This is a genomic window from Ancrocorticia populi (assembly GCF_003123745.1).
Classification (GTDB): Bacteria; Actinomycetota; Actinomycetes; order Actinomycetales; family Actinomycetaceae; genus Ancrocorticia; species Ancrocorticia populi.
This window is the reverse complement of the sequence record NZ_QETB01000005.1, coordinates 265688-275323: the sequence shown is the minus strand read 5'-3', so window position 1 is coordinate 275323 and position 9636 is coordinate 265688. Positions and strand designations below refer to the sequence as shown.

13 protein-coding genes and 2 tRNA genes are annotated in these 9636 nt (G+C 59.6%); 2 read left to right on the top strand and 13 right to left on the bottom strand.

The annotated features are described in order from the left end of the window. Positions 1–124: 124 nt before the first annotated feature. The 5 genes from DD236_RS10505 to DD236_RS10485 all read right to left on the bottom strand — a co-directional run bounded on the left by DD236_RS10505 (position 125) and on the right by DD236_RS10485 (position 2312). Positions 125–619 carry a GNAT family N-acetyltransferase gene (locus DD236_RS10505; protein ID WP_109094340.1) on the bottom strand — a complete coding sequence of 165 codons (495 nt, stop codon included), beginning with the start codon at positions 617–619 and terminating at the stop codon, positions 125–127. A gap of 20 nt (positions 620–639) precedes the next feature. Then, positions 640–1218, bottom strand: coding sequence for a TetR/AcrR family transcriptional regulator (locus DD236_RS10500; RefSeq protein ID WP_109094339.1), 579 nt, complete (start codon positions 1216–1218; stop codon positions 640–642). 258 nt (positions 1219–1476) lie between these two features. After that, on the bottom strand, positions 1477–1653 hold the full coding sequence (locus DD236_RS12085; protein ID WP_165819899.1) for a hypothetical protein: 177 nt from the start codon (positions 1651–1653) through the stop codon (positions 1477–1479). A gap of 99 nt (positions 1654–1752) precedes the next feature. Continuing rightward, positions 1753–1826: transfer RNA gene (locus DD236_RS10490), tRNA-Val, on the bottom strand. 87 nt (positions 1827–1913) lie between these two features. Continuing rightward, positions 1914–2312, bottom strand: coding sequence for a DUF3052 domain-containing protein (locus tag DD236_RS10485; RefSeq protein ID WP_109094338.1), 399 nt, complete (start codon positions 2310–2312; stop codon positions 1914–1916). 276 nt (positions 2313–2588) lie between these two features. Here DD236_RS10485 and aceE point away from each other — a divergent pair, with 276 nt between their 5' ends. Beyond that, positions 2589–5333, top strand: a complete 2745-nt coding sequence (gene aceE, locus DD236_RS10480; protein WP_109094337.1) for a pyruvate dehydrogenase (acetyl-transferring), homodimeric type — start codon at positions 2589–2591, stop codon at positions 5331–5333. A gap of 32 nt (positions 5334–5365) precedes the next feature. Here the strand turns inward: aceE and DD236_RS10475 are convergent, their stop codons facing one another. The 3 genes from DD236_RS10475 to DD236_RS10465 are packed head-to-tail and all read right to left on the bottom strand — an operon-like array spanning position 5366 to position 7253. Further along, the gene (locus DD236_RS10475; protein WP_109094336.1) at positions 5366–6022 is read right to left on the bottom strand and encodes an HAD family hydrolase; all 657 of its coding nucleotides are present in this window, start codon (positions 6020–6022) and stop codon (positions 5366–5368) included. Beyond that, a complete protein-coding gene (locus DD236_RS10470; RefSeq protein ID WP_109094335.1) occupies positions 6019–6636 on the bottom strand; it encodes an L-threonylcarbamoyladenylate synthase in 618 nt (205 codons plus the stop codon). Before DD236_RS10470 ends, DD236_RS10475 begins: the two co-directional genes overlap by 4 nt. Continuing rightward, entirely contained in the window at positions 6636–7253 is a 618-nt protein-coding gene (locus DD236_RS10465; protein ID WP_109094334.1) for a hypothetical protein, read from the bottom strand. Before DD236_RS10465 ends, DD236_RS10470 begins: the two co-directional genes overlap by 1 nt. A gap of 34 nt (positions 7254–7287) precedes the next feature. Between DD236_RS10465 and DD236_RS10460 the strand changes: the two genes are divergently transcribed. Continuing rightward, positions 7288–7506: a hypothetical protein gene (locus DD236_RS10460; RefSeq protein ID WP_109094333.1), complete on the top strand. Its 219-nt coding sequence runs from the start codon at positions 7288–7290 to the stop codon at positions 7504–7506. Here the strand turns inward: DD236_RS10460 and DD236_RS10455 are convergent. The 5 genes from DD236_RS10455 to DD236_RS10435 all read right to left on the bottom strand — a co-directional run bounded on the left by DD236_RS10455 (position 7503) and on the right by DD236_RS10435 (position 9584). After that, positions 7503–8009, bottom strand: a complete 507-nt coding sequence (locus DD236_RS10455; protein ID WP_109094332.1) for a DUF3145 domain-containing protein — start codon at positions 8007–8009, stop codon at positions 7503–7505. The two genes, DD236_RS10460 and DD236_RS10455, sit on opposite strands and share 4 nt — an antisense overlap. Positions 8010–8078: 69 nt before the next feature. Next, positions 8079–8564 carry a peptide deformylase gene (gene def, locus DD236_RS10450; protein WP_109094331.1) on the bottom strand — a complete coding sequence of 162 codons (486 nt, stop codon included), beginning with the start codon at positions 8562–8564 and terminating at the stop codon, positions 8079–8081. 93 nt (positions 8565–8657) lie between these two features. Beyond that, positions 8658–8732: transfer RNA gene (locus tag DD236_RS10445), tRNA-Asn, on the bottom strand. 84 nt (positions 8733–8816) lie between these two features. Next, on the bottom strand, positions 8817–9299 hold the full coding sequence (locus DD236_RS10440; protein ID WP_109094330.1) for a hypothetical protein: 483 nt from the start codon (positions 9297–9299) through the stop codon (positions 8817–8819). Positions 9300–9329: 30 nt separating this feature from the next. Further along, positions 9330–9584 (bottom strand): hypothetical protein, encoded by a 255-nt coding sequence (locus DD236_RS10435; RefSeq protein WP_109094329.1) that lies wholly within the window; start codon positions 9582–9584, stop codon positions 9330–9332. Positions 9585–9636 lie beyond the last annotated feature (52 nt).

The window sequence follows — 9636 nt, the reverse complement described above, 5'->3', positions numbered from 1 at the left end:
GCGAGCCATACGCTCCTCGTACAGGCGTACCGCTCGATCCTGAAGCTCGCGATCATACTTTCGTGGTGTCGACATGAGACTATCCTTCCGTGTTAGCACACATCTCCACCAGACCCCGGCCACTTCAGTCGGTGCGGCCCAGATTATCTAGGTGTTCCAGGTAGTCGGCATAGAGCCTTTTGCCGACACCGAGGCCGCGGGTGGTGGAGGCCACGGCGAAGAGGGTGAGCTCATCGGTCAACGCCGCACGAGTCTTTTTGCGCAGGTTCCGGTAGATGGGTCCGAAGGCGAAGTACTGGCGCATCGACTTCCACTGCGGCAGCCCGAGGATGCCGGCACGGAGCATATGCCCCCAACTCAGCAGCCCGTTCTTCACCCTGCCGCCCAAGGTTGGTTCTCCGTCGACTTGGCCCATGATGACGCCCACCACGCGACTGTCTTTGACGGCCACACGGGTCCAGGTGCTGGCCAGCAGACGTTCGCGCAGGTAGAGCTCCAGGGCGCTATCGAGCACCAGACGTCCTTTGACGTAGCGGTGGATATAGAACGCCTCGTTGACGATCTGCTTGATGTCTCCGGCGTCGGAGTCCTGGTAGGGGCGGTAAATGATCTCACTCATGTCTTCTCGTTCCTTCGTCGTCACAGGATGGTCGTGGTTTCGCGGTCACTGCGGGTCAACGCGACGAGGTCCGCTTCGAGGGCCTGGCTGTCGGCATCAGTCAGCACCGCTCCCCACAGCGGGGCACTGTTAGCCCCATCGGTGGCAGCGATCACCATTCGGGTGACCGCCGGATCCAAACCATCGTAGGACAGGGCTTTGCGCCACTTTGCGGCGTCAGCCTGGGCTAGTGCTTCTAGTTCGGGTTCGAACATCAGATGCGCGGCCAGAGCAATGTAGTCACGCAACCCGGTAAAGTCACCGGCGTGAGCGAAGCTGACCCGGATGTAGGCGCGAGTCAGCCTCCCCGGGCCAGGCTCCTCCTGGTCGGCGATCTCCTCCACCTGCACGCGGAACCGTTCCATCAGCTCGGTGGCCAGCCCGCTCAGCAGCGCTTCCTTGTTCGGGAAGTGATAGAGCAGCCCGCCTTTGGACACCCCAGCGGCCTCAGCAATGTCAGAGACCGGCACCGCGGTCCCGTGCCGACCGATCAACCGTGAAGCAGCATCCAGGATCAGCCGTCTGGTCTCGCCCGCTCCGCGTCCTGCCTTGCGCCCCATTTCAGGTCTCCTAAGTTCGCCAAACTACTCAAAACTATACCGGCGGGACGGTATAGTTTCAAGCTTGCGCCAGAGGGGCCCTGATAGCTATCGAATGCCAGAAATCGGAATTCGCGCACGGACGAGAGCAACGCCAAGTCGCCGCACGCTTGAGATATCAAAGCTGTGTTGACTCAGGGCGTTCAAACCTTGCTTGAAAGACGTGTCCACGCTGATCGGGTAACGTGACGAACTCACCAACACCAGCACCGTCGGCGATTACGGTTCCCGGACGAACCAGCGCTCCATTCGGCGAGTCTCGATCCTGCCCGCTGACCAGCTCCGCACGATGCTGTTTGGTACGGCGGTGACGTTGTTGCGGGCCGCACCACCGTCACCGTCATCCATCTCGACACCGGAAAAGTCCTCAGCGAGCACGACATCAACCCCAACCACACCTACTGGAGAAACAGACTCAAACCAGCAGGACGATGGCCCAAAAAATGGCTGATGTCCCGAGACATGAATGGCACATGTCTCGGGACATCACATTTGTGGGCCCAAAGGGACTCGAACCCCTGACATCCACGGTGTAAACGTGGCGCTCTAGCCAACTGAGCTATAGGCCCTCAGAATCACCCCGCCGTAACGAAGCGACTCCGAAATCATAGCAGCTAGGACATTCCCGCCGCTCTTCCAAATGATGTGAGGTACGCCTACCGGCGTTCACCTTGCGGGCTGAGCCGCACACCCATCCATGTGTCGGACACGGCCGCACTTGTTGTAGCAAGGAGGCCAGCGGTCTCGGCGGCTTCTTCGATGACGCTGGTTTCTACGTAGCCGAACTGGCGTGGCCCAGGCACCAACAGCCAGAGCACGGCATCCTCGGAGTCCATATTGGCTTTCATATCGAGGAATAGATCGGTGAGGTCATCAACGTCACCGTCCTCTTCGCGCCACCATCCCAGCGCAGCATCGGCGATGTCGGGGTAATCCTCATCGACGAGTTCACGCCCTACATCTCCTTCGATGGCTGAGCGTACGCCGAAATCGACGTCCTCGTCATAACCGAATTCTTGAACAACACTTCCCTTGGTGAAACCAAACGATCCCATGGCTATAAGCTCACCGTATTCGCGCCAAGATCGCAAGCGAGCAGGGCATTTTGAGCCAAAGATCCGCCATTGCAGGCGTCACAGAGACGCGTCTCACACGTCTGCGCACTTTTAGACGGAAAAGCGCGTTCAAAGACGCAGTATTGCTCACAAAGTTAGGCCACCCCATCGGGCCAATTGCGCGTTAGACTAGAACCATCCCGGGACTTTCGTCCACTCATCTGGGCGCCCCGGTTATTTGGCAAGTATGCCCAGCTTCGAAACGAGGGAGATTCTGTGAGCGAGCCGATGGAACTATCGCCGCTAATTAACGGTCAGTTAGGACTTGTGCCTGACATTGATCCGGAAGAGACTCAGGAATGGGTTGATTCACTCGATGATCTGATCGAAAACAGCGGTGGCCCCCGCGCCCGATACATCCTGATGAGCATGGAGCGCCACGCACGCCGCAAGCGCATCTACGTGCCCACCAACCTAGTGACCCCGTACATCAACACCATCCCGGTGGAGGATGAACCCTTCTACCCGGGCGATGAATCAATGGAACGCGAGTTCCGCCGGTGGGTTCGCTGGAACGCGGCCGTCCAGGTGACCCGCGCCCAGCGCCCCGGAGTTGCGGTAGGCGGACACATCTCCTCCTTCGCGGCTCAGGCCACGCTGTACGAAGTGGGCTACAACCACTTCTTCCGCGGCAAGAACCATCCAGGTGGCGGCGATCAGATCATGTTCCAGGGGCATTCCTCCCCCGGTAACTATTCCCGAGCTTTCTTGGAAGGCCGCCTCTCTGAAGAGGATCTGGACAGCTTCCGCCAGCAGAGCTCGCGCCCCTCCGGCGGCCGCGGCCTGCCCTCCTACCCGCACCCGCGCCAGATGCAAGACTTCTGGGAGTTCCCCACGGTGTCGCTCGGCATCGGCCCGGCATCCGCGATCTATCAGGCCTGGTACAACCGCTACCTGCATGAGCGCGACATCAAGGATACGAGCCAGCAGCACGTGTGGGCGTTCATGGGCGATGGCGAAATGGATGAGGTCGAATCTCGCGGCCTTCTCCAGCAAGCAGCCTCCCAGCAGCTCGATAACCTCACGTTCGTCATCAACTGTAATCTTCAGCGCCTAGACGGCCCGGTTCGCGGCAATGGAAAGATCATTCAGGAGCTCGAGGCCTTCTTTAAGGGCGCGGGCTGGAACGTCATCAAGGTGATCTGGGGCCGCGAGTGGGATCCGCTTCTGGAAGCGGACAAGGACCGTGCGCTCATCAACCTGATGAACACCACGCTGGACGGCGATTACCAAGGCTACAAGGCCAACGATGGTGCCTACGTTCGCGATGCCTTCTTCGGTCGCGATCCCCGCACCAAGGCCATGGTTGCCGATTGGACAGATGAGCAGATCTGGGCGCTCAAGCGCGGCGGCCACGATTACCGCAAGATCTACGCCGCCTACAAGGCTGCCCTCGAGCACAAGGGTCAGCCCACGGTGATCCTTGCCCATACGGTCAAGGGCTACCTACTGGGCCGCAACTTCGCCGGTAAGAACTCCACGCATCAGATGAAGAAGCTGAATTCTGCGGACCTCAAGGGCCTGCGCGATACGCTCCATCTGGACATCGACGATTCCAAGCTAGAAGATCCGTACACCGCCCCGTACTACCGCCCGGATAACTCCCATCCCACGATGGAGTACATCTTGGATAAGCGTGCGAACCTTGGCGGCTACCTGCCAGAGCGCCGCGTCACGTCTCAGGGCGTCACGCTCCCGGCTCAAAAGCACTTCGATGCGATTAAGACCGGCTCTGGTAAGCAGAAGGTGGCCACAACGATGGCCCTTGTGCGCATGATCAAGGACATGGTCAAGGACAAGGAGTTCGGCTACCGGGTTGTCCCGATCATCCCGGACGAGGCCCGCACGTTCGGCCTTGACGCGATGTTCCCCACGGCCAAGATCTTCAACACGCTGGGCCAGCACTACACCGCGGTTGATCACGAAATGCTGCTGTCCTACAAGGAGTCCACGAAGGGCCAGTTGATGCACACCGGCATCACCGAATCCGGTTCTACCGCGGCATTCACCGCGGTGGGCACCTCGTACGCCACGCACGGTATACCGATGGTTCCGTTCTACATCTTCTACTCGATGTTCGGATTCCAGCGCACTGGCGATCAGTTCTGGGCCGCTGCCGATCAGATGGCCCGAGGATTCATCATCGGCGCCACGGCTGGCCGCACCACGCTGACGGGCGAGGGCCTGCAGCACCTTGACGGCCACTCCCCCGTGATTGCCTCCACGAACCCTGCCACGGTGATCTACGATCCGGCTTACGCCTACGAGATCGCCCACATCGTTCAAGACGGCATCACCCGCATGTACGGCGATGGCTCGGACGGCCGCGATCAGGACGTCATGTACTACCTGACCGTGTACAACGAGCCCATTCACCAGCCCGCCGAACCCGAGAATGTTGACGCTGACGGCATCATCAAGGGAATCCATCAGATCCAGAGCGACGAAGGCGAAGGCCCCCGCGTCCAGCTTCTGGCCTCTGGCGTTGGCGTGCCGTGGGCAAATGACGCCAAGCGCATGCTGGCCGAGGATTGGGGCGTTTCCGCTGGAGTTTGGTCCGTGACCTCCTGGTATGAACTACGCCGCGAGGCCCTGAAGGCTGACGATCACAACTTCCTCCATCCCGAGGAAGAGCCTCAGGTTCCTTACCTCACACAGAAGCTGCAGGGCTCCGAGGGTCCGTTCGTTTCATCTTCGGACTTTGAGCATCAGGTTCAGGATTCGATCCGCCAGTGGATCCCGGGCAACTACTACACACTGGGCGCAGATGGCTTCGGCTTCTCTGATACCCGCCCGGCCGCCCGCCGCGATTTCAAGATTGATGCCGCGTCCATGGTGGTCCGTTCGCTTCAGGCCTTGGCTGACGAGGGCAAGATCGATCGCTCCGTGGTCAAGGAGGCCATTGATCGTTACGACCTGTTCAATGTCCGCGCGGCCGAACCTTCCACAGAGGAAGAGTAAGTAGGTTGGTTCGTCGTCGTCGTTTTTAGTTATTAGCGACGACGACGGACCCCAACCTCGTCCAACAACATATCTTCCAGCTCATCAACGGAGTGAGCAACGCGCCACGCAAGCGACCACTCGTCCGGGCCTCCAGCGCCCCAGGCCACGAGGATTGTGGCGATCCCATTGGCGTTGGCACCCTCAAGATCGTGTATGCGGTCCCCCACCATGATGGCGCCAGCTGTGTCATAGCCCTGCCGGCCCAGCTCGGAAAGGGCATCCTCCACACGGTGCTGTTTTTGGGCACGAGGATCACCGTCGTAGCTCCCACACACAACTTTCATGTATTGGCCCACCCCTAAGCGGTCCGCGAGCATACTGGCGTAATCCGTGCGCTTAGAGGTGGCTATCGCCATGGGGACGCCAGCCTGAGCCAGTGTTGCCACCATCTGCTTAATCCCCGGAAAGAGCAGAGTCTCATACATGTGCTCGCGGTAGTGGGCGCGGTAGGTCCTCACATACCGATGAACGTCATCGGCTCCCATCGCGGCGAAGGAATCCTCCAGCGGTGGCCCAATAAACTGTCGAAAAAACTCCGGCGGGTAGTCCCTACCCTGTTCTTGGCGCAGCGTGTGAATGTAAGAGTCAGTGATAACCGGAGCCGAATCGGCGAGGGTCCCGTCGAAATCAAAGAGTACGGGCTTCACAACTCGATCCCGGCCGTGCTCCCAGCACCTTCGCGTGAAATCTTGCGCTTGACGAGGTTTAGTACCGTTGTAGGTCCGTCAGTTCCGCACGGACCCTCCACCACGATATCCACGAAGTTGCCGAGTTCATCGTTCACTTCCCAGCCGTCCGTCATGGGCTCCTCATGCCCGGGAAGGATGAGCGAGGAGGCCAAGAGCGGCTCCCCCATCTCCCCCACGATGGCCTGAGTGATCTTGTGATCAGGAATTCGCACGCCCACCGTATGCTTCTTCGGGTTCAGAGTACGGCGCGGTACTTCCTTCGTTCCCTTCAGGATGAAGGTGTAGGGCCCGGGGGTTAACGACTTAGCCAGTCGGAAATCAGCGTTGTCCACAATCACGAACTGGCCGAGCTGGGCAAAGTTGTGGCACAGCATCGTAAAGTGGTGCTTATCGCTCACGTGGCGCAGGGTACGGATCCGTTCTAGGCCTTCTTTATTACCTAGAGCGCACACGAGCGCGTAGCCGGAATCAGTAGGGATAGCGGCTACATCTCCGTTCCTAAGCCGCTCCACAACCGAGGTAACGAGCCGTGGCTGGGGGTCAACTGGGTGAATCTCAATGTAGCGTGCCATTACAACTCCTCTGCGATATCGATGGCTGACCGTAGGGCGCGGATCTGTTCTGCGTGCCCTTCCTCAGGTAACTGCGCGAGGAAGGTTCGGGCCTCTCCCACACGGCCCGCTTCCAGCGCCGCTCGCACGATCTGCTCCCCTGCCTCGAACTCCTGATCCTCGGGGCGCCAGCGGCCGAGCCCCAGACCAAGAGCGGCGCTGGGCAGCCCCGCCTCGCGCAGCACTCGAATGCCGGCGGCTAGGGCCCGCCCAGAGGTCTCCCGGTCGGAGGCAACGGTCAGGCGCCGCAGTGCGCTTTCCCGGTCCGAATCCACAGAGAGGCGCGCCAGCTCAACCAACGGGTACCACGCGTCAGGAGAAGCTCCGATTTCCTCCGCTAGGGCCCACATCGCCAGATCCGCCGTAACATCGATAGTTCCCGTCACATCCGCCGTTAGAGGATCGGCGGCTTCCTTGTTCTCTTCGGCGTCGCGGACGATCTGAGCGAGTTCCTCAAAAGCCATGACGTCGTTAGGATTCTCGGAGAGGCGTTGCCGCAACTCCTCGGCGCGTTGGGCGCGCGAATCCGATGTAGGAGAGTTTTTCAGCAACCGCTGGACGATATCGAGGAAGGCCATACCCTGAGCCTATCCAATTGCGAACGGAGATGTGATGGAGTCTAAGGATCCGAGCCAAGTTTTATTCGACGCATTCGCCGAAGAAGGCCACGAGAACGTTAGCCTAGACTTCGCGCTGAGCGAAGTAGACCGGATAACTCGCTGGGTTGGCGCCCACGCGCTAGAGGAAGCGCTGAATGTGAAGCTTGCCGATCAGGACATTGAGGAGGCCCAGACGGCTGGCGATCTTGTGGAACTAGCCTCCCGCTCTTAACCCACCCTGTGGAGCCATCGCACGGGCGCTCCGGCGCCCGCGTAGCGGAAGGGCTCCAGCTCATCGTCCCACGCCTGTCCGAGCGCCAAATTAAGCAGACGCTGGAGCTCGGCCGGATCGCCCGCAGAGTTCTGCATGGCGGCACGGATCCGGTTTTCGGGCACCACAACGTTGCCTGTAAGGTCCGTTTGCGCGTAGAAGATACCAAGGCCCGGGGTGTGTGACCACCTGCCGCCCTCACTGGTTGCGGTGGGCTCTTCGGTGATCTCGTAGCGTAGGTGCTCCCACCCGCGGAACGCGGTGGCCAGCATCGCACCGGTGCCAGATTCACCCGTCCACGACGCCTCGCCGCGGTTCATGCCGGCCTGTGCGGGTTGTTCGGTCCACTCAAAGTTGATCCGGTATCCGAGCAGCTTTGATACCGCCCACTCAACGTGCTTTTGCACGGGAGGCGGTACCGAATGAATGAATATGACACCACGAGTGGCGTGTTTAGTGCTCATAGCATCTCTCCTGCGGCTGGGTAACTTTCCCTTTGCCACCCAAATCACAGGCTGCTAGCACATACTGTACTACAGGTCACGGATCGCGCGCATGGCCTTCTTGCGCTCGGAGCGTTCCAAGCGGTCGATGTAGAGGTGGCCATCCAGATGATCCACCTCGTGTTGGATGCATCGGCCCATGATCTCTTCGCCTTCGACGATCTTCTTCTTCCCATCAAGATCGATTCCCTCCGCGCGCGCGTACCATGAGCGCTTCGTTGGGAACCAGAGGTCGGGAACGGAGAGGCATCCTTCGTCGTCGTCCTGAAAATGATCCTCCGAAATCTCAACGATCACGGGGTTCAAGATGTAATCAACCACGCCGTCAATGTTCCACGAAAACGCGCGTAGGGATACCCCAATCTGGTTGGCGGCCAACCCGGCGCGGCCCTCATCATCCACATTCTCCAACAGGTCCTCAACGAGCGTCCGGACGCCGTGATTGATGTCCTTGATAGGAGCGCAGGGAGTGCGCAGGACGGGATCTCCAACTATACGAATCGCGCGGTAAGCCATAGGCTCAATTCTCGCACAACTGTAAGGCGCGCTGCCGCCGTTGAGGGGAAGAGAACACATGAAAAAAGCCCCTCGCTTGTGGCGAGGGGCCCTTGGCTCCCGCGACTGGATTCGAACCAGTAACCGTCCGATTAACAGTCGGATGCTCTGCCGTTGAGCTACGCGGGATCAACAACAGATAAAAGATTAGCAGAGTTCTACGCGCTAGCAAATTCGGGCGAACAGGGCGCCACCCCACAAATTGACCAACCCCTAGTCCTCGGTAATCCCCGTAATGTCGCGCAAAGATCGCTCCAAGGAGGCCACCGCATCGTTATCTTCCGGGCCCGATACGCCATCGATAATCACTTGTGTGAAGAGACTCTCATCGCCGCTACGGCGAACCATACCGCGCGCCACGGCCCCCGAAGGCAGGTCCGCTGCCTCTTGAAGCACAATCGAACGCTGGAGCCTTTCGCGGATCACATAGGCGATCTTCTGCTTGGCTTCCGGAGCGAATTGGATTCGCAGCGACTCTGCCCCATCTACGTAAGTGATGGTTATCTGGCGCTTTTCCTCGCTCCAGCTCGCGTTCTCGAAATCAGACCACTCGTGGCGAAGCGTTTCCTGCTCTGGTTGGGTCACCGCGAGCGCATCAGCAAAGGTCACCACGTAGCCGCCACCGTCAAGCTCCGCCCAGTCGATCGGCCGGCCGCCCAGCGCACTAACTTCCTCTGGCTTCTTCTTTCCAAACACGATGATCTCCTGTTCCCTAGGCGGTTTTCGCTAGATTACCCAGTTCGTGGGCGCCATCGGCGCACCAGTAAGCAGCACGTCAAGACCGTCTGCCGCCGATTTCAGCGAGCTCAGGTTCTGCCCGGCAAGGAAGCCAAGGATAAGGACCACAATGCCCGCGATGATCACGATAACTAGGCGCTTCTTCTGCACACGCTCCATGTAGGCGATCTCTTCGGGGGTCAGGCCCGATTCTGTGGGCTGACTCCCCGTTTCATCTTCGGGCGTTGGGAGCTCTTCGGCCACGTTTTCTCCTCCGCAGGGTAGGTTTCTCACTCAGGATAAGCCTACAGGGATT

What these genes read in the sequence shown, in the direction of transcription:
- def (WP_109094331.1), bottom strand. Translation starts at nt 8,564, where the DNA reads ATGGCTTACCGCGCGATTCGTATAGTTGGAGATCCCGTCCTGCGCACT.
- DD236_RS10485 (WP_109094338.1), bottom strand. Translation starts at nt 2,312, where the DNA reads ATGGGATCGTTTGGTTTCACCAAGGGAAGTGTTGTTCAAGAATTCGGT.
- DD236_RS10505 (WP_109094340.1), bottom strand. Translation starts at nt 619, where the DNA reads ATGAGTGAGATCATTTACCGCCCCTACCAGGACTCCGACGCCGGAGAC.
- DD236_RS10455 (WP_109094332.1), bottom strand. Translation starts at nt 8,009, where the DNA reads ATGAGCACTAAACACGCCACTCGTGGTGTCATATTCATTCATTCGGTA.
- DD236_RS10470 (WP_109094335.1), bottom strand. Translation starts at nt 6,636, where the DNA reads ATGGCACGCTACATTGAGATTCACCCAGTTGACCCCCAGCCACGGCTC.
- DD236_RS10465 (WP_109094334.1), bottom strand. Translation starts at nt 7,253, where the DNA reads ATGGCCTTCCTCGATATCGTCCAGCGGTTGCTGAAAAACTCTCCTACA.
- DD236_RS10500 (WP_109094339.1), bottom strand. Translation starts at nt 1,218, where the DNA reads ATGGGGCGCAAGGCAGGACGCGGAGCGGGCGAGACCAGACGGCTGATC.
- DD236_RS10460 (WP_109094333.1), top strand. Translation starts at nt 7,288, where the DNA reads ATGGAGTCTAAGGATCCGAGCCAAGTTTTATTCGACGCATTCGCCGAA.